Raw genomic sequence first — 25462 nt, forward strand, 5'->3', positions numbered from 1 at the left:
TTCCCTTAACAATGTGTTTATCAGGAAAGGTTAATGGTGAGATGCACCAGACATTTATTGTCACTGGTGATCTGCAGTTCAACGGGTGCTCCGAAGGTAAAGACTTCATTTAATGCCAACCCTCCAAGAACGGAATTGGCATGGGTGCGGGTGATCATAATTTCCATCTCCAGATCTGAATCAATCACCACACCCACCGGGCTGATTTTCTGCACCTGTGCCGGAATGCGCTTGAGATCGGCATAGCTTGCCAGCTGTCGCTTATCTCCCTGCAACATGGCGGTAAATACCAGAGTTTGCTGGTGTGTTTCGCCCTGCTTCTGATATTGTGCCAATGGTTGCAATGCGGGCTGGTAATCAATAGACAGTTGCAGTGTTTCCAGCAGGGTTTCCAGTGTTTCTTCCAGCTCCTGCTGACTGAGTTTTGCCTGTTGCTGAGCTTGCATCAGCCTGTCCAGCTGCTGACGGGTTTTCTGCTGCATATCTCGCAGATGCTGCTGCTGACTTTCTGACAGCTGGTTATCAAATAGCAACTCGTTCAAAGTACCCAGAGTCAGTTTCTGGGTATGAGTGCTGCTCTGAATATCGCTGATGTACTGGCTGATCTGCCGGGTGATCTGACTATAAAGTGCCGTCCCCGGCTTGTGACTATTGATTGCTGAAAGCATATCGGTAAGCACATTGCCACTATCTGACACTTCCTCACCACTTTGAGCCGAATAGCCAATCACATCGTAATAAGCCAGCTCTGCCCGCTCCAGATCTTTGCGGGCATTGGCAATCACTTCCCGCACCTGGGATTCCGGCTTTTTATCCGCCTTGCTGAAGATAAACAACACCGGCTGACGGGATTCCAGACTGGCAATAAATTCAATATCCTGTTTCGGGATGGTGCCGTTCTGAATATCCACCAGCCAGATCAGATAATCTGCTTTCCGTAGCTGCTGACGGGCAATGTTCTCGTCGGTATTATCACTGCGATGGCTGATATTATCCGCTTTGCTGTAACCGGGAGTATCCAGAAAGGCCAGGGATGCATAGTTCAGCGACTGCCGTTCAATAGAGACCAGTTGCAGCAGATGACTGAAGGTGACACCAAAGCGATCATTAAAAGCGTGACAGATAGCTGCCAGGGCATCTTCATCAATCTCGGTCTTTTTGCCATAGCGGTTCAGGGCGGTAATACAATTTTCGGTACCCTGACTGATATAGGTGGGAATCGACGTAGTGGGTGTGGTATCTGTTGGCAATAACGACGGGCAGCCCAAAACCGAATTCAGAAAACGGGATTTACCGGCACTGAAGGCACCACCTACCGCCACGGTATAGCAACGCTCCAGCAGGGGAAAACAGGCTACTTCGGTTAGCCGGTCTTCCAACTGCTGCATACGGTTATAGAAACCGGCACCAGCTACGTGAATATTATCTTCTACCAGTTTCAACAGATCGTTGTCGATCAGCTCCCGGATACGGTCAAGATGATCCTGCCAGGGTTCCCGATGGCTGTTCTGGCTGATCAGTTTGGCGCACAGTTGTAGCCCTGCCAGCGGATTGTGCAGGTAGGGGTTTCCGCCGGGTTCATTAGCGACTGTCAATACTGGCTCTGAAGCTGCCACGGGGTCAATGTCCTGATGGCCATTCATCAGGGCTTCAAGGTCTAATTCCATTATGCGATCTCTGGTAGCTGTTGTTGCCACTTTGTCAGTTGCTGAGCCTGAACTTCCCGCTGTTCCTGCGACTGTTGCAACTCATCACGCAGGGCTTGTAACTGCTGCTGTCGGCTTTGCTGCTCATCGGCCAGTGCCTGCTGCAGATTTTGCGATAGCTGGCTGACAGCTCGGTGTAATTCAGTTTCCAACAAGGTTGAGACTTTATTCAGGGTCTCCGGGATAACCTGGTTATCAATAGCACTGCGAATCTGCTGTTCCCGCTCGGCTGCGTTATCTTTTCTGCCCAGCAACCCGCCAATAATGCCGGTGATAATGCCACCCATCGGCCCGGTCAGCAGCCAGGCCACGCCGGTACCAATGACCGACCAGGTTTTGGAAAACTGCTCTTTCTCCAGGGGCGGAATGGTCAGGTGAATGGCAAAATCCCCCTCAGCAGCGGCGAAGTTATCCAGTTTGGCCTGCAGTCGTTCCACTTCCTGCTGGATCAGCTGAACCAACTGTATTTGCACTACGGGGCGAACGCATTCTTGAACCACAGCACTGACCTGACCAGAACCCGCTGCCCGCACAAGTTCACCGTGGGCACTGTTCAGTGCCTGTCGAGCTTCTGCCAATAGTTGCTCTCGCCCGACGCTGCACAGGTTGTAACGCAGTTCTGAAAGATCCCGTTCCAGCTGTTGTCGGGCGCGGTGATCAACGGCTTCTGCTTCGGTAATCTGCTGTATCAGCTCAGGTTCGCTGGCACCGAGGGCATGGAGGGTTTGGTCAATCTGCTGCCGCACTTGTGCAGTGCAGTCCGCCACTGCCTGGCCATAACGGGCAGATAACAGGGACTCTTTATTGACCAATGCCTGATCCAGCAGGTCAGCAAAGGGCTGGATGGTACCATCCCCATCCCTGGCCTCAATCGCGGCGGGAGTATCGCAGATCAGCGCACGCTCTGCCAGTGTGGCATTTAACTGTTGTTGCAGTTCAGTAATTTGTGTTGGTGTTCGACGCCCCGCCTTAGAGATCAGACAGGCAATGGATTTCTGGTAATCAAACTGAATTTCTTCCAGCTGACGGATCACCGAATCGTCAAATGGCACATCAGCGGGCATCAGGTTTATAAAGGTATCACCCCGCCCCAGATACCAGGCAATGGCTTTCTGATGACCGTCGTTTTTCGAGTCAAAGCCCGGCATATCCACCAGCACCAGGTCAGTACGATGTTGCAGCTTCGGAATATTCAGAAACAGCTGGATATGGGTCAGGTCGTCAGTAATGCTCAGACTTGCCAATGTCTCCAGTGACTGTTCTACCTGTCGACCATCCAGATAGTTAAGTACCAGATACTCTTTCGGGTTGTAGGCAATTTCAGTGGCGATGGCGGTTTCCGGCGTAATATCGCTGGCCAGCAGTGATCGCCCCAGGTAGCGGTTAATCAGGGCACTTTTACCAGCGGAAAATTTACCGATTACCGGCACGATGACTTTAAAGTTGCTAATTCTGTCCGTCAGGTAATCCAGAGAGCTGTGGAAGGTATCGCTCATGCCCAGTGCCGTGCCGATTTCACGCAACTGTTCCAGAGTGGTCAGGTAACGCTGTGACGGTGTTTGCTGACCATTGGCTAACAATGCCATGGATTGACGACGGTCATTACGGCGCAGAGAGTAGAGCAGCTCCAGTCCGAGGTGTAGGCCAGTCACTGGTGTTTGCCCAGGCGAATGTTCGGCAATAAGCTGGTTTTCACCTTCAAGGGTTCGCTGAATGCCTTTTAACAGGCTGTGAAAGTCGTTATCACTTTTGATAACCGGGAATATCTGTTGCACTGCCAGCGGTTGAGCAAAAAGGCGGGCATGTTCTGGCTCAAACAGTTGTGCAGGTAAAACTTCAGCATCAGCCAGGTGCAGATCAGCCAGTGCGCTTTTGTAGCGATTGATTTCCGGCTGTGCCCAGCTACGGCCACTGGCCTCGTAAAAACTGGCTGTGGCATAAAGCAGGTTATTCAATGGCTGGTCGGCGGGGAGATTACGCACTTCATGGAACCAGTCATCCAGTGCCTGCTTCTGTTCAATACGGTCCAGCCGCTGATCAACCAATCGGAAGCGTTGTTCTACTTCTTGAGTCAGCGCCTGAAGACCATCGGCAAACAGCTTAAAGGTGGCCATGGTCTTCTGGTTCTGATCCTGCACAGCACCATAGAGCATATTAATATGCCCCATCAGGTACTGGGTTTTGTTGCTTAATGTGACCATCGCTTCCATGGTCAGCATCTGTTTATGGTTAAGTTTCTGGATCAGCGATTGGGTGGCATACAGGCTGGCATTGAGAGCATGATTAACTTCCGCCTGCTGTTGCCAGTTGCTGCCGGTAACGGTGCCCAGTATTCGTCCGAACCAGCTCTGTTCCAGCTGGTTGTTAATGCGGCCATCGGTTGAGGCCAGAGTGGTGATGGCTGTAAATGCTTCTTCGAGCAGCTCATCGGAGTTGGCTTTCATCTCGTCAATCATCTGATCCAGCTGGTGACTGATGATCTGTTGTTCCTGCTCCTTCAGGGTCACTGCCAACTGAGACATGATTTCCTGATAGTTCACCTGCTTATCAGCACTCTCAGGACCTCGCAGTTGCTGGTTCAGTTCAATCTGGTCACAAAAAACCTGATGACTGTCGCTAAACTCGCTGACAGCAGTAAAGAAACGCGCTTCATCCTCCAGAAACGGCTGAAAGCGCTTAAGAATGGTAACCGTATCTTCATAGCCTAAATCTATAAGCTTTCGGGCATTCTCTGGCGTGAAATTCAGGGCAGCAATCAAACCATCAAAAGCCTCGCTGGGAATGATGTTCCAGAATTTTATCTCGGGGTAATCACGCTGGGCAGTCGCCACTTCCGGTGAGCGGCTGAGGTAGATATTGATGATATGCGTGCACTGCTCTTGTTCGATCAGCGGCTGGAACGGCGTATTGTTACTGAACCTGCCCGGAAGCACACCGCCATCCCAATAGTTTTCACCCTCAATAGTCACCGGACTGAATACCCCCGGAATGGCTGAAGATGCCGTCAACCAGAGGGGAATATTGCTCTCTTCCACCGAGTTAAGGAGGGGTAACACCAACTGACCGTTACTCTGCTGTAGGGCACAGACATAAAACGGCATTGCTGAACAGGTAACAGCGCCACAGGCACCACTTTCATCAATCAGGCGCTTCAGGCCATCCTGAGAGAACCAGCCTTTGCCTTTGAGCATGTGGGCCAACTGGATAATGGTTTTGGCCTGAGCACCCGGAATCGCAAAACTGGCAGCCATGGTCGCCAGTTTTTGCGCCAGCTGTTCAAAATCAAATTGGAGGATTTTATCAGTAGCAATATCCAGCCAGAGCTGCTCTGCCCGTTCAAGATCTCCCTGAACAAACAGTGCACCGTTCAGAGAGCCAACGGAGGTACCGGCAACGGCCTGGATATTCTGATCCATGCCAAACTCGCGGAGGGCTTTCCATACGCCTATAGCGTAGGCACCTTTGCCACCGCCGCCTGAAAATACAATGCCGGTTTTTGACATAAACCCTGAAACCTTTATTCCCTGATTAATCGAGGGGCGGATTGTATATGAGGATGGATGTACAAGTTTTGATCTGGATTAATCTTGTGATGCAAGCCGCAGAAAAATAAACACTTTTTTACTTACATTGGGAAAGAGAATGGGCATACTTTGGTAAATTGATAAGCCCACAGTGAAAGCAGATTCAGCAGGCGAAAATCAGAAATTCATCAAACCCCATAAAAAAATGGCCGCTATCAAAGCGGCCTTTTGAGGATTTCTCTTTACGGTAATATTTGGTTTTATCCCTGCACACCTTCATACGGTACTTCGGGTTCCATAGTTCTTGTGCGGCGGTATCCCGTCGTGCCGGTTTTCGTTTTTTGGGCATGTTTTTCTCCTTTCATCACCTTTTCCGTGCCTGCAATGCAGACACGGGGAGAGCACTTTATCAAATAATACCGCCGCAGCAAATCACAGATCAGCCCGCTCTCTGGTGAACACACAAACCACACCCGCGCTGTTGTAAATCACCTCATGATTTAAATCACAATAAGTGGCAGCCACATTCAAGGGGAGTTGCTCACTGCCCCAGGAAGACGGCCGGAAATAGGATAGCTGTCCGTTTTTACACTGTTTAGCTTCTTCATCCGTCCGGTACACACAGATCGACGATTGATCAACCTTTTCTGGGCCACAACCCGCCAACATTGCCACCACTAACAGAAGAAAACTTACTCTCTTCATGATCCCCCCAAACCAGAAACAATACCTGCTGCCAAAAGCAACGTTACAGGCTGCAAGTCAATAATCAGGGCAAGACACGTTCTTTCTGATTTTCTGAACGTTTACCCACAATATCTTCCAAACCACTAACAGGCCATTACTCTATGTCGCTGAGCCTTTGATGTTGGCAAACAGCTTATGGCCAACGGTATTTTGGCCAAACTGTGAAGAAAAAGAAGAATTTCAGCACAGCCAGATTCCTTTTGACAGGATTAGTGCAACCCTGCCAGCACTGAATTTATCCAATCCAGCCTGCCCACTAATTCCTGAAGCAGGTTTTCCCTGATATTGGATTTGTCATCAACCCTCAATTTAAAGAGCGTCGTATATTGCCAGTTACTTTTCACCCGTCGACCAAAGGCGTCAACGATTGACCAGGCAAGCTCATCATTACGTACTCCAGATCGCTGTAGAATGAACTTAATGAGAATTTCTTCGCCATCCTCCTGCCGGTGCTGCTCAACAGTTAGATAAAAAGGCCATAATGGCTGATCCGTTTTTTGAAACTTGGCCCAACTGAACTGAAAGATATCCAGCATAGCGATTTTTTTATCAGAAGGCCTACAATCAAGCTGCCCCGGAAAACGCTTGTCAAGCAGCTCTTGCAACCACTCCAGCCGGGCATACTGAGCCAGGGTAGACAGCAAGGTAGCATTGGTTTTGAAAAACTTGCGAAGGAGCACTACCTGATCAAACGGCCCTGGTTCTAACTGCTTGTTCAGTCCAATCAAGCCAATATCATCCAGTTCCCAGATATTAAGCTCATTTTCACCTGTAGCCAGCACTACTTCACTGTATTGATCCACCAAATCCTGATGCCTGCTGGCCATACCTGCCATATGCCCAATGGCACTGTTGTAAACGTTGTCCAGTTCATAACAGCTGCTCAAATGAACCAAGAGATCTTTCAAAATCCATTGACAGGCATCCGAGCCGGTATCCTTTTCTACAGCTTGAGTCAGTGCATCAATCAGCCAGGAATGGGAAACAATAGCCCATTTATCCTGTTGGCTGGCAGCCAGTTTATTCCTATCTGTTTTTTCCTGGCCATCCATCAGAATACGGATAACCCGATACCCAGGGTCAGATTCAATTTTCTTCTCAACCCTCTCAGAATACGCGGCCAGCTGATTGTTTGTTTCGCCACTACCATATTTATACTCAATCACAACCACCAGCTTGTTATCGATATCGGTGGCCAGAATATCAATTCTCCGTTCATAGCCATCAAGTCCATACTCTTTATGTACGCTCAAGCCATGGAGATTCATACTCTCCAGCTCAAGTATTGAGACCGGGCTGGTATATCCCTCACTGGTAATCGCTCCCCGCAGCATGGATTTGATAAAAAAGTCATTTAAACCATGCCCTTCAGCGGGGTTCAGCAACCAGGCAATTACCGCTGAAAGTCCCGTCTCATTTAAATCAAGCACATCGAAAATCTGACGATTCTGATTATAACGGGCAACAATCGGGTAACTTTCATCGTTAACAAATTGTTCTGCCAGCGTTACTGCTTTTTGTAAGTCCATCACGATACCAATACGACACGGTTAGTAAGATTAATATTGTAAGTACATGACCAAATGAAATCATATATTTCCCTGTTCCCAGGCCACAGAAGACCTGGCGGCGTCCTGAAAAGCAAACGGTCATGTACTTAGTAGAGATATCAGCACTGATCGTCAGGCTAAATCACTATGATTTTTATTACGGGTTAGGAATGAGGAAAAAGAACAAGTTTAGGGACTTTTCAAAAAGAAGAACCCTCAATATATCTCAGTCCACTGTCGCAACTGTCCAGATACGTTTCAATGGCAACTCCGCCTTGATCTCGTCATCCAGCTTATCGTAATGGAGAAAAAGCTGTTCCAGCAGATCCTGCTGAGACCAGAGGCGGACACGGAAGAAGCTGGAAGCCAGCTCTTTCTGCACATTACTTTTAAAACCTCCCCAGGCGATAAACAGTCCACGGGTTGCATTAAACTTGGTCATAGCCCCCATCAGCTTGTCCACAGTAGGACGATCAATCAACCCTCCACCGGACTTCACTTCTACACAGATACTCTGTTCCCCAAAACCCATAGGCCCATCGCCTGCAAGGATATCTACACCGCCATCAGCACCTTCCGGACTTTGCCAGCAGGTGTAACCCTGGGCTTCCAGAATAGCTTTCACCAGCCGTGTCAGGTTATGGCCTTTGAACTTGGCTTCGATCAATTTGATTATCTGACCATGCCCCAACTCTTCCAGATCGGAATCCACCCGTTCATCACTGGCATCTTCATCGTCGGTACTGCTTGTCACACTGGTAACAATCTGTTTTTGACTTTCCGGCTGCCAGCCCGAGGCAGCCATTTTGCTCAACCGCTCTTCTGCATTATTGCGTTTGATCTGGCAGATAGTCAGAAAGGCCCCAAAACTGTACAGCAAATCCTGAGAAAAATGTAATCGAGGAACCCCTTCCGGCTCCCATTGAACAGAACGCCAGTGGAAGTAGGGATTTTCGGCATCCATCTGGTGCTGATAGTCCGAGCTAATCACACCCACATAGATCACCGGCTGCTGTTTTGAGGGGAGAATCACCCGGTCTCCCTGTTTCATTACATGGGCGAAGGGCCAGATCTGGCCCACATTATTACTTAGCCTTCGGGGTTTCTCATCACCATAGGTCTGCTGCAGCTGCGTCATCAGCTCACTGCGCTCCTGCAACTGATCCAGAGGGATATTAAGATCATCCCAGGTCAGGTAGATCCGTTTATCCTGAAGAAATTTCTGTTCATACTGCCCTTGGGAACCAGCCCTTACCAGCCAGACTGTCATCATATCTCCTTATGCTTGTTTCTGGTTGCCTTTATCTACTTATAACAAAACAGATAGCTCAAGTGTTGAAAAACCTCATTTTAGGGCTCTCGATGTCTACATACTTTGCTCTACGTCTAATTTCGAAATGGTTAATCGTGATTAACTCTGGCCATTTTTTCATTCTCTTACTGGAATACTGAAGCCAAATTATTCGTCGACAGCAATAGTCATCAAGTGTCGTGAACAGTAGAATATTCTGGTTTAAGGATTTACAGGGTTTGCAAATGAACAGCACAAAAAAGCGTTTTTTCATTAGCTGTATTGGTGGAAATGATTATCTGTGCTGTCATGGAAGGAATTAATTGCATGAAATCAGTGAACTTCGAGTTTCTACGCCCCGGCAATGAATCGCTGGCCATGCTTGCCGGTTTAGCAGAAGCAGTTCTTCATATTGACCCAGGCAGTACACTGACTCGACTACGCAGCTTTGTCGAAGAGATGACAAAGGCTATCTACAAGGAAGAGAATCTTCCAAGAATGCCCCGATCAAGTTTTTACGACCTTGTCTCCGACCCTGTATTTGTGGATTGCGTCAGCAAGTCACTATTACATCAGATTAATTTCATACGCATTCAGGGAAATGAACCCGCCCATGGCGGTAAGGGTGATGCCCGCACTGCTGTAATGGCACTCAGTACTGCCCATCAACTGGCTATGTATATGGCCATTAAGTACTATGGCAAGAGCAAAGATGATATTCCTCCTCTGAAAGAAATTCCTGACCCAAAAGACAATTTGGCTCAGTTAAAGAAGTCAGTATCCAGTTATGAGAAAGAGCTGGAAAAGCAGCAAGAAGAGCTACAACGGGTGATGGATCAGCTTGACCGTGAACGTATTCAATACGCTGGCAAATTGAACCCACCCGCCACACCTGGCATACAACAGCGTCAGCAGCAAAGCCAGTCTGTGGCAAACAGCCTGCAATGGGATGAAGCAAAAACCCGCAAATTACTGATCGACGTAATGCTCCTGCAAGCAGGCTGGGATGTTAAAGATACCGACCAGGTTGGTATTGAGCATAAAGTTGACTTTCCCAATAACCCCAAGGGGTATGGCAAAGCTGATTATGTTCTCTGGGACGACAATGGGCAACCTCTGGCCGTCGTAGAAGCAAAAAGAAGCAGTAATGAAAACCTGCAGGCAGGCCGTGAGCAAGCTCGGCTTTATGCCGATGCACTGGAACGAATGGGTCACCAGCGCCCGGTCATTTTCTATTCTAATGGCTATGAAACTTATATCTGGGATGATCAGCAGTACAATACCTATCGCCCCATATATGGTTTTTACAGCAAAGACAGTCTTCAAGGGCTGATCTTTCAACGCAACTACCGTAAGAAAGATCTGGAGCAGCACAATCCTGACCTGAAAATTGTTGACCGCCCTTACCAGATAGAAGCCATCAAAACCGTTGCCGAGCACTTCCAAAACCAACGTCGTAAGGCGTTAATCATTCAGGCAACCGGCACTGGAAAAACCCGGGTTGCCATTGCTCTGGCCGAGTTACTCATTCGCGCAGGATGGGCCAAGCGCACGCTTTTTCTCTGTGATCGAAAAGAACTGAGAACCCAGGCTGACGAGGCGTTTAAACAAAATCTGCCCTCTGAACCTCGATGTATTATTGGGGAAACCAACAAGATCGACCAGTCAACTCGTATTCATATCGCCACATATCCTGGCATGATGAATCGGTTTGCCCAGCTGGATGTCGGATTCTATGACCTGATCATTGCCGACGAATCCCATCGGAGTATTTACAACAAATACCGGGACCTGTTCGATTATTTTGATGCCCTGCAGGTTGGCCTGACAGCGACCCCGGTAAAGTTTGTCAGCCGTGACACCTTTACCATGTTTGGCTGTGATCAAACTGACCCCACCTTTGAATTTGGCCTGGATGCGGCCATCGAGAATGAACCACCCTACCTGGTACCTTTTCGGGCAAAAGATTTGACCACCGAGTTCCTGCGCGAAGGCATTCATTACAATGATCTTACTGACGAGCAGAAACGGCAACTGGAAGAAGACCTGGGCGAAGAAGAAGCGAAAAACACCCGGATTGCCGGCAAAGATATCGGGCGAAAAATCTTCAGCAAAGATACCGACCGCATCATTCTGGAAAACCTGATTGATAACGGTATCAAAGACGAAACCGGTTCACTGGTGGGTAAAACCATTATTTTTGCCCAGCGCCAGGATCATGCAGAACACCTGGAGGAGTTATTTTGTGAACTCTACCCCCAATATGGAAGCAAAGTCTGCAAGGTGATCCATAACAAAATCCCCCATGTTGACAGCCTGATTAAAGAGTTCAAAAAACCGGACAATGATTTTCGCATTGCCATCTCCGTCGATATGCTGGACACCGGCATCGACGTACCGGAAATTGTTAACCTGGTCTTTGCCAAACCCGTCAAATCCTGGGTTAAATTCTGGCAGATGATCGGTCGAGGCACTCGATTGCGTCCCAACCTGTTTGGCCCGGATAAGCACAAAACCGAATTTCTTATTTTCGATCATTATGGCAATTTTGAATTCTTTGATCAGGTATACAAAGAGCCACAGGATACGGGCGGAAAGTCATTGCTTCAAACAACCTTTGAGGCCCGGCTGGAACTGGCTCAGCAGGCACTGAAGAAAAATCATGTTGCAGCTTTTGATACAGCTATTGAGTTACTGCGAGCCGATATTAACGATCTTCCGGATGACAGTATCGCCGTCCGACGTGAACTGCGCCTGGTCCACCAGCTGCAGCAGACTGACCTGCTACAAAAACTGGATGCCAGAACACAACATATCCTCGCAGATACCATTGCGCCCCTGATGGCATCACGCCCCCTGCGGGATAAATTTGCCATTCAGCTGGACAAGCTGATCGCTACTATTGAACGCTGTCTTGTTGATCAAGCCAGCTGTTTTGAAGATGGACGAGATCAATTGCTGGCAGAGCTGGATACATTAGCGGTAAATATTCAGGCGGTTCGCCAGAAGGATAGCGTGATTGCCGAGGTACGTAGCGCTCAGTTCTGGCAGGCACCGAGTATCGATAAACTTGAGAACGCTCGCCGGGAGTTACGCGGGATTATGAAATACCGTCAGTCCGGTGGCGGTGGTGGCCTCTATTCCAAGCCATCAACCAGTACCAGGGATGGTAGCGTCAGAGAAGAAACCAGAGAATACAAGGTGACTGGCGCCAATGAAGCCATGATGTACCGTCGACGTTTAAAAGCCATTCTCGACGATATGATCTCCGCGAACCCGACGTTACAGAAAATACATCGAGGTGAGACCATTGCCGAAGGTGAGCTGAAAACCCTCACCTCAACCATACTGACCAGTCATCCCGGAGTTGACCCGCAAGTACTGAACGAGTTTTATGGTCGCACCGCTGATAAACTACAGATAACCATTCGTGAACTGATCGGGCTGGATCCAAAAGCCATAGAAGAGCACTTCAAGAGCTTTCTCCATGATCACCCGGAACTCACAGCAAAGCAGGTTCGCTTTATGAACCTGTTGAAAAATTACATTGCCCAGCACGGCAGTATTGTTGTAGACAAACTCTATGACGCTCCATTTACCACGGTATCCCATGAAGGTATTGATGGGGTCTTTAAACCAGACGATGTGGGCACCTTAATCTCTGTGTTGAAACCTTTTATACAATCTGACCCCACTCAGACCACTTAACGAAGAAAGACTGCATGCTAATCAAAAGTATCCGTAACGATATCGACATACTCTGGTCCAAGTTCTGGACTGGAGGTATCACCAACCCATTAACGGTCATTGAGCAGATCAGTTACCTGATCTTTGCCCGCATGCTCGATATGCAGGAAGATGTGGCCGAGCGAAAGGCTGCCCGAACTGGCAAAGACTTCCCCTTGCTATTTCCACTTTCCCCGCAAGGACAACTTCTGCGCTGGAAGAACTTCAAGAACCTCTCTGGAAGAGACTTACACAAACACCTGAAAGGCAAGGTTTACCCTTTTTTCAGCGAGCTGGGTAAAGACGGTGAGACCGGTTTTGGGCATATTGCCGAGTACATGGAAGATGCAGACCTTGAAATCAAGAACGAATCCGTACTGGTCAGTGCAGTGGCCATGGTTGATAAACTGCCCCTGACTCAAAGTGATGTAAAAGGCGATATCTACGAATATCTCCTCAGCAAGCTGACCACAGCTGGCATCAATGGGCAGTTTCGAACTCCGCGACATATTATCGATGCCATGATCAAAATGGTGGATCCTCAGCCAACAGAAACCGTTTGTGACCCGGCCTGTGGTACGGCTGGATTCCTTGCCCGAACCATGGAATACCTGAATCAGGAACATTCAAGTTCTGAAGAAGAAGGTGGTCGCTGGCAGGATGAGGAAGGCAACTGGCATTTCTCTGGTGATATGTTGGAACCCTTCCGCGCCCATATCAACAGCCAGATGTTCTGGGGCTTTGACTTTGATACCACCATGCTGCGTGTTTCCAGCATGAACATGGCTCTGCATGGCGTGAATGGTGCCAATATTCTCTACCAGGACAGCCTGAGCAAATCCATTAAGGAGAGCTTTCCTCAACAGGAAGAGAACTTCTTTGATGTGATTCTCGCCAATCCACCATTCAAGGGCAGCCTGGATGAAAGTAATACTAACCCGGATGTACTGGGTATGGTGAAAACCAAAAAGACCGAGCTGCTGTTTGTTGCCCATATTCTGCGGGCTCTGAAGCTGGGTGGCCGTGCCGCTGTGATTGTGCCCGACGGTGTGCTTTTTGGCTCCAGTAAGGCCCACCAGCAGCTGCGCCAGGGGCTGATTCAGAATAATCAGCTGGAAGGGATTGTTAGTCTGCCATCCGGTGTCTTTAAGCCCTATGCCGGCGTCTCTACCGCCATTCTGATATTTACCAAGGGTGGCTCAACCGAGCGCGTCTGGTTCTATGACCTGAAAGCGGATGGTTATTCTCTGGACGATAAACGGAATGAGTTGAAGGGTGAAGACAGCAATGACCTGCCGGATGCTATTGCTCAATGGAAGGAATACCGCAAGCTACTGGAAGCTAATGCTTCTGCTGAGGATATCAATCGGGTCTTTGGCGATAAGACTAAAAAGGCTTTTGTGGTTGACGCAGCAGATATTATCGATAACCGCTATGACCTCTCCATTAATCGTTACAAGAAAGAGGTTTATGAAGAGCAGAAGTACGATGAACCTGAAGATATTTTGAAAGCCTTAATTTCTCTGGAAGGAGAAATTTTGGCTGACCTGAAAAAGCTGGAGGGCATGCTGTGAGTGCCTTACTGGGAAATTTAGTTGATATCATTGGCGGCGGAACACCCAGCAAAAGCAACCCTGGGTATTGGGGAGGGGATATACCCTGGGCCTCGGTCAAGGATTTCAAAACCACCAGATTGGAAGTTACTGCTGATTATATTACAGAGCTTGGTGTATCCAAGTCTGCGACCAATGTAATACCAGCTGGAAACATCATTATCCCTACTCGAATGGCGCTTGGAAAAGTCGCATTAAACATTGTTGACATGGCAATCAACCAAGACCTCAAAGCTCTGATTGCTAAGGACGAAACCGTAATATTCAAACCGTATTTGTTGCGTTTTTTAGAGTCAAAAGCAAAATATCTTGAAGAGCAAGGTAAGGGGGCCACTGTTAAGGGCATCACCTTAGATGTTCTTCGTCATTTAGAAGTTCCTCTCCCGCACATAGACGAGCAAAAACGCATCGCCGCCATCCTCGATGAGGCCGATGAAGTTCGCCGCAAGCGCCAGAAAGCGATTAACCTTGCTGATGACTTCCTTCGAGCAGTGTTTTTGAAGATGTTTGGTGACCCTATAAGCAATCCTAAGAGCTACCCAGTCGGCTCTATCCGGGATCTGCTAGAGGAGGCCAAGTACGGAACCTCAGCCAAAGCTTCAGAGACAGAAGGCGAATACCCCGTTCTCAGAATGGGCAATATCACTTATCAAGGTCGGTGGAATCTTGATGATCTTAAATATGTAGACTTGTCTGAAAAAGAACAGCCAAAGTACCTTGCTCATAAAGGAGATCTAGTGTTCAACCGCACCAACTCACGCGAGTTAGTGGGCAAGACTGCTGTTTACTCTTTTGACTACCCAATGGCTCTGGCAGGCTATTTGATTCGTGCACGCGTCAATGAAAAGGGCAACCCCTACTACATTTCCGCATACCTGAACTCCAAACATGGCAAACGCACATTGATGAACATGTGCAAGAGCATTGTGGGTATGGCAAATATCAATGCCCAAGAGATGCAGGATATAAAAATCCTGATTCCTCCCATTGAGGAACAAGTAAAGTATCAGGAGATTGAGCTGACCATTCTTAACAGATTAGGTCAAATGAATAGCAGCTCTGATCAAATTGATGAACTCTTTAAATCACTAAGCCAAAAAGCCTTTTCCGGCCAGCTGTAAGTTAGGACATTAACCACAAATGGATTTGTTTGCGCCATTACAAGTCACAATCATGCTCCCCGCAAAATTTTCACCTAAGCAAAAAATTGGTGATAACGCTGTTGTACAGCAGCTTGTGCGACAAGTCTCCCTGACTGTTCAGGTTCAGGTTTCTGAGTACCCAGGCTACTTCAAACTTACCAGCCAGCTTGCCGGGACTCTGAATCAGTTATACCTGAAAAACCCGAAACTCAAGGGGCGCTGTCCCGAAGGTGTTGCAGTTCTCAAAGCAAAGCGGCCTTTTAACCTTGAAGACTTAACAGAAGATACCCAACTGGTATGGGAACACTTCCCGGATCGTGAAGTGGCTTCTAACCCTGATGATATACGCCAATCCTGGCGAGGTCAGTTTCAGTTCAAAGAGGAAAATCAGGAACACCATGAAATGGGGTTACGCAGACCTCAGTTAGGCGCCCTCCATGCCATCTCTGCCTGGTCTGCAACCGATCGTCAACTTGAACCTGCAACCATTGTTTTGCCAACCGGAACCGGTAAAACAGAAACCATGCTGGCTACTTTGGTCTATCAGCGCTGTGAAAAGGTTCTGGTTATCGTCCCTTCCAAATCATTGCGCCACCAGACAGCCCGTAAGTTTTTTTCTCTGGGATTTCTGCCTGAAATGGGAGTTATTCCCGGTAATATTCAGCTACCTTCTGTTGCGATTATAGAATCAGGCATAAGGAGCATTGAACATGCCCACCAACTGGCAGACAGTGCCAATGTAATTATTGCGCTTCCCAATGTTTTCTCAGCCAGTGATCCGGATGCCGTTGACCAGCTCTGCCAGCGGTGTTCTCACCTTTTTGTCGATGAAGCCCACCATATTTCTGCAAAATCCTGGCGGGATATCCGTGACCGTTTTGACGGTAAGCGGGTTATTCAGTTCACGGCCACCCCTTTTCGGAATGACAGGCAAGCCCTGGGCGGGCGAATTATTTATAGTTACACCATGGGAGAAGCCCAACGTGCTGGCTACTTTACCCATGTAGAACTTATCCCTGTTGAAGAGTATTACGAAGAACGTATCGACAGGAAAATCGCAGAAATCGCCGTTAATCGGTTACGGGAAGATATCAGCCAGAACCTTGATCACCTGATGATGGCTCGCACTGCCAAAAAAGCAAGAGCGGAGTCATTACAGGCTCTATACCAGGAGATAGCTCCTGAGTTTAACCCCATCGTTATCCACTCTGACTATGGAAAAACAGAGGTCTCCAAACGGCTCGACAATCTGCTATCTCGCCATGCCCGAATTGTGATCTGTGTGGATATGCTTGGTGAAGGTTATGACCTGCCTAACCTGAAAATTGCTGCTCTGCACGATCATCATAAAAGCCTTGCAATCACACTGCAGTTTATTGGCCGATTTACTCGTACCAGCAATCAGTCAATTCGTCATGCCAGTGTGGTTATGAATGTTGCCGATCCGGCCGTGGAGGGTGACCTTCAAAACCTTTATGCCATAGGCGCTGACTGGGATAGTGTACTGCGCCGCTTATCGGAAAGACGAATTGAACGGGAAGTGATACTGCAAGAAGTTGTTGAATCACTGAAGCATAAAGGAGATCTTCATAACCAGATTTCCCTGTGGAACCTGGAGCCCTCCTTTACCTCTATGTTCTTTCATACCCACTGTGAACAATGGAAGCCTGAGCTGTTTACAGAACACCTGCCCAAACTTGAGCAGTACTGGCATGCCATTTCCGAGGAGAAGAAGCTGCTGGTGATTCTTGCCATACAGGCAGCGCCGGTCAAGTGGGGCTCTTTCAAAGAGTTAAAAGACACTAATTATAAACTTCTGATTGCCCACTGGGATCAAGATCGACAGGCACTATTTGTATTTTCCAATGATTATAAGCTGTTTAGGGTTGAAAAAATGGCAGAGTCGCTGTGTGAAGGCCATTGTCGACTCGTAAATGGTGAACAAATTTTCAACGTCTTCAATGGTATCGAATACCCATTGGCCAGAAACCTGGGCGCGGCCCAAATTGGCTCAATCAGTTTTACTCAATACTTCGGCTCCAACGTCACCGATGGTCTTTCATTAATCGAAGCCTCGCAATCCAGTTTGAGTAATATTGCAGCTTTGGGTTATGAAAACGGTAACCGGGTTATCTGGGGATGCTCTCAGCGCAAAGGCAAAGTCTGGTCACCACAGAAAGGTGGCTCCATTGCCGACTGGTGTAGATGGGTAAAAGATGTCTGGGACAAAATCATTGCTGAACACACTGACGAACAGAATATCACCCGGCACTTTCTGAGACCTGAAGCACTTAAGGCTCCATACTCCGGCCACCCGATATCTGCTCAATGGGGCGAACAACTGTTAACTACATACGAAGATAAAATTGAGTTTTTCTTTGCCGATCATTCCGCCCCCTTTTATATGATAGATCTGGAAACTGACGGCAAGGAAGCAGACGGCAGCGTTCGATTGGTTTTCTCCAGCGAGGAGAAGCGTTCGGTCTATAAACTGGTGATTGATGAAAACATTAACTCCCGTGGTTTTGACTATCAACTGGTCGAAGGTGACGGAATTTCCATCAAAAAAGGGAGTTCTGTATCTGAGCCGCTATCAGATTTCATGATGTCCGACCCCATCATGATTTATTACACCGACAGTGCATTTTCCTATAATGATCGTATCGTACATGTAGGTGAAAATGCTGGCCTATATTCAGCAGAAAATATCTCGACCATGGACTGGGATGGAACAGATATCCGTAAAGAGTCCATGGGTAAGCAGAGAAAAAGGGACTCAATTCAATGGCGTTACTTTGATCATATCCTTTCAGACTACGATGTTATTATAAATGACGATGGCTCGGGGGAGTCGGCCGATCTGGTGGCATTGAAAGCACTGGATAACGAAATTCTTTTGACTCTGATTCATGCAAAATACTCAAGTGCCAATGATCCTGGTGCGAGACTCAAAGATCTTTACGAGGTTTGCGGGCAGGCACAACGTTGTATTCGCTGGAAGCATCTCAACCTGCAATCTCTATATCATCATATAAAAAAGCGTGAGGCGCACTGGCAACCGCAGTACTCCCGGTTCCTCAAAGGAGAAATTCGTGATCTGGCAGCCATTCGCGACCGTGCCAGAACAACATCTTTAAAATTCCATGTGGTCATTGTGCAGCCGGGGTTAAGCCGGAGATCGATTACCGAGGAGGGCCTTAAGCTCTTGGGCAGTACAGCACTGTATATTAAGAAAACCACAATGGCGGACCTGGAAGTGGTTGGATCAGAATAGGAAAATCAGCAATGAAACTGACAAAGATAGCACTGACAAACTTTCGCTCTTTCAAAGAGACCCAGACTATTCATCTAGCTCCGGTGACCTTGCTTTTTGGACCTAATAGCGTTGGCAAAAGCTCCATCCTGATGGCACTGGCCTATGTACAGCAAATTCTGGCAAAGGGACATTGTGACCCACAGAAGCTAGATGCGTTGGGCAGCAAAACCATTGGTGGATTCCGAGCATTGGTTCACGGTCAGGATCTGAAGAAAAACATCAAAATAAAGCTTGACTTTGAACCTGGTAAAACACCTTTTGTACACTACGGTGCTGATGTTTTTGATATGTCCAACCATATTCAGAGTTCATATCTGTTAATGGAAGACTTCGGAGGCAGTATAGATACTGGTGCCGTTGAGTTTGAAATAGCCTGGTCACAGCGTTATCAGAAAGCGTTTGTCAAGTTTTACCGAGTATGGATAAATGATGCTTATATTGGCTGCATTTCTTCATCTGAAGACCAAAAGAACACTGCGATTCAGGCTCTGAACACACTTCACCCATTGCTTATCCCCTACAACACAGATGACTGGCTCGAATCAGAATACGGTGAAGAGGATGAAAGGGAGCCACTTGAGGCTGACCAGTATCATACTGAGTTTGAATATGTCTTAGATAGTCTCAACCCCTCTCAGTTTGCAAAAACAACAAAAGCAGATGAAGAGGATGAAGGTCTTCATGTTCCGAGTCGTATTGGTCCGATTAGTGTGGCCTGCAGAAATGGGGCTATCCCCTACATGGGTTACCCGATGCTCACCAACCTTAATGGGCAGGATATTGATGATATTGAAGAGCACTTTAATTTTCTGGTTATTCGGCAGGTCTTAAGCCAAGCATTCGTCCTGCCCCTGGACAAGCTTCTGGAATACCTTGAAAAGAGTATACAAATTGGACCTCTTCGTTTGGTGCCAGACAATGACTACGTGCCTAATCCCCATCCAGAACAAACTGATTGGGTGGACGGAGCAGCTGCATGGGATTTGCTCTATAAAAACCCTGACAGTAATAAGGAAGCGGCAAGACTACTTCGTGAGACCAGCAACTGGTTTGCCTCTCCGGATAAGCTGGATACTGGCTATGAGGTGATGAATCAGTCCATTGCTGAAGCAGCAGGACTGGATAGTAATAGTCAATTTTCTGAACTGCTTAACAAACGCAGCATCTTCTTCAAGGAGTTGCGTTCTGATATTTTGCTCTCAGCAAATCAGCTTGGTACCGGTATATCCCAGGTTCTTCCAATCGTTGTTGCTGCCAATCATGACCATATTGGTTTAGTCAGCGTTGAGCAACCTGAGTTACATATTCACCCGAGGTTCCAGGTCCAACTCGCCGATGTTTTTCTCTCCAACAGGCACAAGCATTCATTTCTCGTTGAGACGCATAGTGAGCACCTTATTTTGAGGTTGTTACGACGAATAAGAGAGACATCAGAACAGGAGCTTCCATTAGAGTACCAGCGTGTTAACCCGAATGATGTATCGGTTATTTATCTGGATCCCTCAGAAAATGGCGTTAAAGTTAAGCACATACGCATTGATGAGGATGGGGAATTTATTGACCGCTGGCCTCAGGGGTTCTTTGCTGAACGTAGAGAGGAGTTGATGTAATGCTTCATGAATATGCTATTGCCCCATCTCTACTCTCTTATTGGGCATTAACCAAGCGAGATTACACAGAGTTTCTGAGAGAATATGGCTTGGGAAGCCCCAGAGTTGTCAGCTGCTTTCCAAAGACCCGTTCGAGTAAACTTCGAAGCTATTTTTTGAGAAATGGCCCCGCAGATAGCCAGTCTTTACAAAGTCAACGCTATGTCGTAATGGTTGAAAAACTGTTAGAGACATTGGTAGTTAGAGAGAATACCGCAATCAATGACGATGAATGGGAGCATCAGGTATTAATAGAAAACAGCCGAATTCCCTTCAACATTATTCTTTCTAAACAATCACTTGGCGTTGACCACAGCTTGACACCAGATAGTATGTACGACGCTGACAGCCCCTGGAACCATGAAGTTCAGAAAGATATCATCAGAACAAAAAAAGGATTTTCTGAAGCCGTTTATAACATGCTTAGGCTATCGACAAAACAAGTAGTAATTATTGATCCTTATGGTTGGACTGATGAAGCAACCGACCTTGTCACCTACTTAATAAACAACATGTCTATTCATAGAGTCAGCAGCAGGCTTCCGTACGTTCAACTTTTTTATAAGCAACATACCAAATCTCCAAACGCCTCTTTCGTAAAGAAGGCGATTCTTGAGGGCATTGAGACTGGCATGTCTCTTGATGTGAAGGTCTATGAGCTGGAAGAAACTCCAAATGGGGATGTATTCCACAACCGATGTATCCTTACAGAGCATGGAGGTATTTCCACTGGACACGGGATTGGAGTATCTGAAAAGGAGGTCCATACTGATGAGGCGTTTCTGATGAAGCCTAGAATCTATCAGAAAAAATGGGATCAATTCATAGAAGGCAACAACTTTACCATTTGCTCTCAAGCTTAATCACGCTCAGACAGCATATAACGATATCTGATTACGACTTAGCCGTCAGACATTATAGAGTAGAATACCTAAATTCTTCTGGAAGATATGATTTATAGAGAGTCCATGAACTCAATGGAAAAGCACTTAAAAGGACTATAACGCGTCTATGCAAAATACCGCCCTTTCACTCCCTGAAGAAAAAGAATTCACCTGGTGCGACTCCCATCACAGCCTTACCATCGACTGTTTACCTTACCTGAATTATCCCTGCAAAATAGTGGTGGGTGGCTGGCAGAAAAAGCTGGACTGGGTTTCCATTATTGATCATGAGGTGGAACAGCCGGAATTTCATAGCTCCATCGCTTTTGACCTCTCTTCCATGGCGCACTGTGAGGATATTCAGTACTGGCTGAATACCATCCCCGAAGAAGTCCAGCGCAACATTGATTTTTTTGGTGCCCATAAATTTTTTGTGCTGAAACTGGTAGCCCAATGGCAGGAAGCTCGGGATCTGTTTTTCAGCAACCCGGTGCTTCTGTGGTACTGGGTTGATTTCTGTATCAACCATAAGCTTGACGAGTCCACGGCCCGAAAAATGCTGGCCATGAAGCAGCATCAGATTCTTGCCGCCATGGGCATGTCAAATAGCAAATCCCTGAACCGTCTGGTGAAAAAAATTCAGATTGAATCCATCCAGCGATATTTCGCCAGTAAACTTCTGTCTATTATCACAACGCCAGCCTACCTGGTTAAACTACGACATCTGCCAGTTATCCGGCAGGAGCATATTGATGTGATGATCGCCATGCCGGAGCTGATTCACTCACGCCTGCTTGAACTATTGGCAAGCATGGGCTGCCGCTGGGCAAGGGCTCGATTGATAAATATCATTCAGGATTGCCTGCGCATGGATCTTGCCCTGAATAGAGAATTGGCCAACTGCAACTCTGAGGCAGAGCTTAATCGAATCCATGATCGGGAAATGGCAAGACGTAACCGTCATGGCATCGACCAGAGGTTTATCCTTCTCGATGAACAGGATAATCCGCTCCCGTTTCCGTTACCACCACACCCGGGTACTGAATGGATTAAACCGATTCTGACTTTTGAAGCACTACGGGAAGAAGGCATAAAAATGAAACACTGCGTCGGCTCTTATGTCCGAAATGTACAAGCAGGCACTCACTATATCTATCATATGGAAGCGCCTGAATGCCTCACTATCAGTATTACCATGAATAATGGTCGGCCTTTAAGAATTGAGCAGGTTGCTGGCCCCTGTAACAAAACTGCCTCAAATGAAGCCAGGGGAGTGATTGATAGCTGGTTTCAGCAGGTCATCAATGAATACCAGGGTCAGGAACCGGGATAGCGCACTCAGGCAGGCTCTGCCCGAACCTGCTTTTGCAGAAACGTATGCACCGAACCTTTTGCCGTACGCCCCAGTTTCTGCATCAGGTTAAACGGTACGTCAAAAAGTTGATATTGCTCCCCCAGGTCTTCTAGCATACGTAACCATAGATGGGCGGTCATTTCCGCATCGGCCAGTGCCCGGTGAAAAACACCATCAGTCGGTAGTCGCTTATATCGCACCAATGTTCCCAGTTTATGGTCGGGAGCGTTCTGGTATAGTCTCCGCGCTGCCAGCATTGAGCAGGCAAAGGCACCGGAATATGCAGAGCCTGCCAGCACCATCTCATTATCCAGAAACTTTTTGTCAAACGATGCGTATGAGCCACCAGGTTATGTTTACCCACAAAGCTGGCAAACTCCCGGATCACCGATAAACAATCCGGCGCGGATTTCAACATGGCATTGGATATACCGGTATAACTGGAAATAAAGCCATTAATCAGAAAACCCGGGTTCATTAGCTGCTGAAAACGGTCAGTTATCCTGCCATGTTCGATCAAAACTGCACCGATCTCTATGGCTCTGTCACCCATATTGGGCGACAATCCGGTTGTCTCAAAATCCAGGACAACAACGGTATCTGCGTTTTTATGGCTCATCAGTCTTTAGCCTGAATATAAATCATTCCCTGGAAATGAGTATTCCTAATGATATTTACTGCCAGATTACCGCAAGGCCGCAACAATATTCAGGAAAACCTCACAACCACACACTATAACATATTGATATTACATCAAATAAAAGAATTACCACAGAATGAAATATGCTTAACGTCTGTCATTGATAAAAACCGGACACCTTTGTTGAAATATTATCAGACACGTTTATCGAAAACTTTCCGGACATATACCCTGACAAAAATAGAGGAAGCGGACACTATTTATGAAAAAAATGGTGTTAGAATGCCTGACTCACAGGGCATTCCGGACACTATTTTGAAAAACAGGCGGACACTTTTTGTGATCACGGACACCAGTATGTGACTTTTAGCATAACCCCCCCATCTTTCGTCTTTATGGTGGTAACCACCAAATCTACTTCTTGATTCTTTGAACTTTCGGCAACTTTATGCTTGTGAGTTTGAACTTTCATCTTCTGTTTTCTGCACTTTCCGAAACTTTATACTGGGAACTTTCGCGATATTTATGTTGGATTTTTCATTATTAATTTCATCCAAGCACTTGAGTAAATTTTGGGCACACAAAAAAAGCACTCTAATCTGAGCGCTTAATGAGATTTTTTTTAAAATCGGGAGGTAGAATAGAAACGTTCAGTGACGAGATATGAGCTTAGCTGGCTTGCCACTCCTTCATGGCCTGCCCCCATAATCGAGTGAAATCTTTGTATCGAAATCCATGATACTCAACCATACGACATCTGACATTATTATAACTGGGCACAACTCCTTCCTTCTCGAGATCTACGATGATCTTCAATATCTGGTCAGTAAATTGATGGTATCGCTTATCACTCTCTACCTTTCGCAAGCCCTGATTCTTTTGCACCAGAGCACGAGTCAATTCAGGCAAATGATAAGAAAGAAAACTAACACCCACCTCCAGCTTGCTGGCAATTTCCGGCAATGGCGTAATTTTTTCTGATAAAGCATAGGTCTGCAGTCGTTTTTCAATCTCCTCCATCTCCAGTGTCGAGTTAAACACTTTTCGAACAGTTAATCTGGCCTCAGTCAGCTGCGGTGCAATATCCTGATGATTCAGCAGTAACTGTGACGGCAAAACATTCACTGCCAGGCAAAAATCAAGAAAACTGGTCAGCGTTGGTCGATAACGACCAGACACTCATTGCGAAATCGTTCTGTCAGAGAAGCACACGGCTTCGGTCAACTTTGTCACAGCACCGCACCCGGAACGATTGACAACCATCATCACCCCATCCTTAAATTCCTGACTGACATCAATCTCCAACAATTGATGACGGCACTCAAAAAGGTCATAAAAATATTGTTCCCTGGAAGTCACCTCTCTGGCCTCACCTCCCATATAACCGAGAAAACCACCGCACTGAGTACACCAGCCAACCCTTCTTGATGAAGGAAGCGCCTGCTGGGTGGCGCCACAATCCGGGCATTTACTTACGAGCCTCAACTGATGAACAGGACAGCTTTTCACTTCCATAAGGGAAAAAACCAGCGGATCATAAACAGGCGTTGATTGTCGTATAGCATCCAGATAACACTCAGGGCACCAATGTTTTTCCTGCCGGATAACTCCTTTACCCATTGAATCAAACAGCCCCCTGAACGGCATCATCGTATGTTGTTCCAGACCTTTCATACCAGTAAGTCTCGACAGAGCCTCACCGTACTTTTTGGCATGATTCCGATAACTATTCAGCACCGAAAGCCCATCTTTGGAAAATAACGAATTTCGGGCAGCCCCAAAACCAGCTTCAGGATTTACCACATAGTCGATGAAAAACCTTGGACTACAGAAGTTCTTCAAGGAAATCCGGTTTATCAGACTACTCAGCGCCTCTACCATAAGCGCTCCTGGTGAAATCCCTTTGACTGGAATTAAACGACTACTCGAAACCTTCATGAAGTACGTACCTCCTTACGCTACCTTATCCCTGCCAGGCTTGCGCTCACCAGGCTTTGTCGAGCCAGATTTCGATTCTTTTTCAGGCTCCCCCATCAGAATACTCCAGACCTCATCCATACTTACCGAATTAATCAAGGCCTCACCCGCCCTGATATCTTTGGCAATGCGCTTAAGCGCTATTGGCTCCAAGCGCTCTACTTCAAAATCTTTCCAGCTGACATAATCTCTATTGTCGTTAAGCGCACGGTTGAGCGCTCTCTCCATCCACTGTTTCAATATGCCCACGCAACCACAGGAACCAACAAACAGATCTTCCAGCCTACCCATAACACCGTCGGATAATTTCGCCGGATAAAAAGCAAACAAAGAAAGGAATGCT

The 25462-nt window shown here is 47.1% G+C and carries 17 protein-coding genes and 1 pseudogene; 7 read left to right on the forward strand and 11 right to left on the reverse strand.

What is annotated here, in order from left to right:
• Positions 1-20: 20 nt before the first annotated feature.
• The 6 genes from ACO6UX_RS13895 to ACO6UX_RS13920 form a co-directional block, all read right to left on the reverse strand.
• On the reverse strand, positions 21-1667 hold the full coding sequence (locus tag ACO6UX_RS13895) for a dynamin family protein (RefSeq protein ID WP_422448507.1): 1647 nt from the start codon (positions 1665-1667) through the stop codon (positions 21-23).
• The gene (locus ACO6UX_RS13900; RefSeq protein ID WP_422448509.1) at positions 1667-5209 is read right to left on the reverse strand and encodes a patatin-like phospholipase family protein; all 3543 of its coding nucleotides are present in this window, start codon (positions 5207-5209) and stop codon (positions 1667-1669) included. The genes ACO6UX_RS13895 and ACO6UX_RS13900 overlap by 1 nt, the downstream gene beginning before the upstream one ends.
• A 184-nt stretch (positions 5210-5393) precedes the next feature.
• Positions 5394-5579, reverse strand: coding sequence for a hypothetical protein (locus ACO6UX_RS13905; protein ID WP_422448511.1), 186 nt, complete (start codon positions 5577-5579; stop codon positions 5394-5396).
• Positions 5580-5662: 83 nt separating this feature from the next.
• On the reverse strand, positions 5663-5935 hold the full coding sequence (locus ACO6UX_RS13910; protein WP_422448513.1) for a hypothetical protein: 273 nt from the start codon (positions 5933-5935) through the stop codon (positions 5663-5665).
• Positions 5936-6186: 251 nt separating this feature from the next.
• On the reverse strand, positions 6187-7506 hold the full coding sequence (locus ACO6UX_RS13915) for a PD-(D/E)XK nuclease family protein (RefSeq protein ID WP_422448515.1): 1320 nt from the start codon (positions 7504-7506) through the stop codon (positions 6187-6189).
• Between the two features lie 247 nt (positions 7507-7753).
• Entirely contained in the window at positions 7754-8800 is a 1047-nt protein-coding gene (locus tag ACO6UX_RS13920; protein WP_422448517.1) for a restriction endonuclease, read from the reverse strand.
• Between the two features lie 345 nt (positions 8801-9145).
• Here ACO6UX_RS13920 and ACO6UX_RS13925 point away from each other — a divergent pair, with 345 nt between their 5' ends.
• The 7 genes from ACO6UX_RS13925 (at position 9146) to ACO6UX_RS13955 (ending at position 22481) form a co-directional block, all read left to right on the forward strand.
• A complete protein-coding gene (locus tag ACO6UX_RS13925; protein WP_422448519.1) occupies positions 9146-12526 on the forward strand; it encodes a DEAD/DEAH box helicase family protein in 3381 nt (1126 codons plus the stop codon).
• Between the two features lie 14 nt (positions 12527-12540).
• Positions 12541-14118: a type I restriction-modification system subunit M gene (locus ACO6UX_RS13930; RefSeq protein ID WP_422448521.1), complete on the forward strand. Its 1578-nt coding sequence runs from the start codon at positions 12541-12543 to the stop codon at positions 14116-14118.
• Complete coding sequence (locus tag ACO6UX_RS13935) at positions 14115-15278, forward strand: restriction endonuclease subunit S (RefSeq protein WP_422448523.1); 1164 nt, start codon at positions 14115-14117, stop codon at positions 15276-15278. Before ACO6UX_RS13930 ends, ACO6UX_RS13935 begins: the two co-directional genes overlap by 4 nt.
• A 115-nt stretch (positions 15279-15393) precedes the next feature.
• Positions 15394-18573 carry a DEAD/DEAH box helicase gene (locus ACO6UX_RS13940; protein ID WP_422448525.1) on the forward strand — a complete coding sequence of 1060 codons (3180 nt, stop codon included), beginning with the start codon at positions 15394-15396 and terminating at the stop codon, positions 18571-18573.
• An 11-nt stretch (positions 18574-18584) separates the two neighbouring features.
• Positions 18585-20225, forward strand: coding sequence for a DUF3696 domain-containing protein (locus ACO6UX_RS13945; RefSeq protein WP_422448527.1), 1641 nt, complete (start codon positions 18585-18587; stop codon positions 20223-20225).
• Positions 20225-21127: a hypothetical protein gene (locus ACO6UX_RS13950; RefSeq protein WP_422448529.1), complete on the forward strand. Its 903-nt coding sequence runs from the start codon at positions 20225-20227 to the stop codon at positions 21125-21127. The genes ACO6UX_RS13945 and ACO6UX_RS13950 overlap by 1 nt, the downstream gene beginning before the upstream one ends.
• A 148-nt stretch (positions 21128-21275) precedes the next feature.
• Positions 21276-22481 carry a PcfJ domain-containing protein gene (locus ACO6UX_RS13955; RefSeq protein WP_422448531.1) on the forward strand — a complete coding sequence of 402 codons (1206 nt, stop codon included), beginning with the start codon at positions 21276-21278 and terminating at the stop codon, positions 22479-22481.
• Between the two features lie 5 nt (positions 22482-22486).
• Here ACO6UX_RS13955 and ACO6UX_RS13960 read toward each other — a convergent pair whose 3' ends face one another.
• The 5 genes and pseudogenes from ACO6UX_RS13960 to ACO6UX_RS13980 all read right to left on the reverse strand — a co-directional run bounded on the left by ACO6UX_RS13960 (position 22487) and on the right by ACO6UX_RS13980 (position 25410).
• Entirely contained in the window at positions 22487-22618 is a 132-nt protein-coding gene (locus ACO6UX_RS13960; protein WP_422449575.1) for a hypothetical protein, read from the reverse strand.
• Positions 22619-22687: 69 nt separating this feature from the next.
• A pseudogene (locus ACO6UX_RS13965) lies at positions 22688-23121 on the reverse strand (PolC-type DNA polymerase III); the annotation flags it as partial.
• A gap of 690 nt (positions 23122-23811) precedes the next feature.
• Positions 23812-24321 (reverse strand): hypothetical protein, encoded by a 510-nt coding sequence (locus ACO6UX_RS13970; RefSeq protein WP_422448533.1) that lies wholly within the window; start codon positions 24319-24321, stop codon positions 23812-23814.
• Positions 24322-25080, reverse strand: coding sequence for a TniQ family protein (locus tag ACO6UX_RS13975; protein WP_422448535.1), 759 nt, complete (start codon positions 25078-25080; stop codon positions 24322-24324).
• Positions 25081-25095: 15 nt separating this feature from the next.
• A complete protein-coding gene (locus ACO6UX_RS13980; protein ID WP_422448537.1) occupies positions 25096-25410 on the reverse strand; it encodes a hypothetical protein in 315 nt (104 codons plus the stop codon).
• Positions 25411-25462 lie beyond the last annotated feature (52 nt).

The organism is Endozoicomonas sp. ALB091 (genome assembly GCF_049310265.1).
In the GTDB taxonomy this organism is placed as follows: domain Bacteria; phylum Pseudomonadota; class Gammaproteobacteria; order Pseudomonadales; family Endozoicomonadaceae; genus Endozoicomonas.

Bases quoted from the DNA above. Each gene is read 5' to 3' on its own strand.
- ACO6UX_RS13955 (WP_422448531.1), top strand. From the start codon at position 21,276: ATGCAAAATACCGCCCTTTCACTCCCTGAAGAAAAAGAATTCACCTGG.
- ACO6UX_RS13915 (WP_422448515.1), bottom strand. From the start codon at position 7,506: ATGGACTTACAAAAAGCAGTAACGCTGGCAGAACAATTTGTTAACGAT.
- ACO6UX_RS13960 (WP_422449575.1), bottom strand. From the start codon at position 22,618: ATGCTAGAAGACCTGGGGGAGCAATATCAACTTTTTGACGTACCGTTT.
- ACO6UX_RS13930 (WP_422448521.1), top strand. From the start codon at position 12,541: ATGCTAATCAAAAGTATCCGTAACGATATCGACATACTCTGGTCCAAG.
- ACO6UX_RS13905 (WP_422448511.1), bottom strand. From the start codon at position 5,579: ATGCCCAAAAAACGAAAACCGGCACGACGGGATACCGCCGCACAAGAA.
- ACO6UX_RS13950 (WP_422448529.1), top strand. From the start codon at position 20,225: ATGCTTCATGAATATGCTATTGCCCCATCTCTACTCTCTTATTGGGCA.
- ACO6UX_RS13895 (WP_422448507.1), bottom strand. From the start codon at position 1,667: ATGGAATTAGACCTTGAAGCCCTGATGAATGGCCATCAGGACATTGAC.
- ACO6UX_RS13920 (WP_422448517.1), bottom strand. From the start codon at position 8,800: ATGATGACAGTCTGGCTGGTAAGGGCTGGTTCCCAAGGGCAGTATGAA.
- ACO6UX_RS13925 (WP_422448519.1), top strand. From the start codon at position 9,146: ATGAAATCAGTGAACTTCGAGTTTCTACGCCCCGGCAATGAATCGCTG.
- ACO6UX_RS13980 (WP_422448537.1), bottom strand. From the start codon at position 25,410: ATGGGTAGGCTGGAAGATCTGTTTGTTGGTTCCTGTGGTTGCGTGGGC.
- ACO6UX_RS13945 (WP_422448527.1), top strand. From the start codon at position 18,585: ATGAAACTGACAAAGATAGCACTGACAAACTTTCGCTCTTTCAAAGAG.
- ACO6UX_RS13975 (WP_422448535.1), bottom strand. From the start codon at position 25,080: ATGAAGGTTTCGAGTAGTCGTTTAATTCCAGTCAAAGGGATTTCACCA.
- ACO6UX_RS13900 (WP_422448509.1), bottom strand. From the start codon at position 5,209: ATGTCAAAAACCGGCATTGTATTTTCAGGCGGCGGTGGCAAAGGTGCC.
- ACO6UX_RS13910 (WP_422448513.1), bottom strand. From the start codon at position 5,935: ATGAAGAGAGTAAGTTTTCTTCTGTTAGTGGTGGCAATGTTGGCGGGT.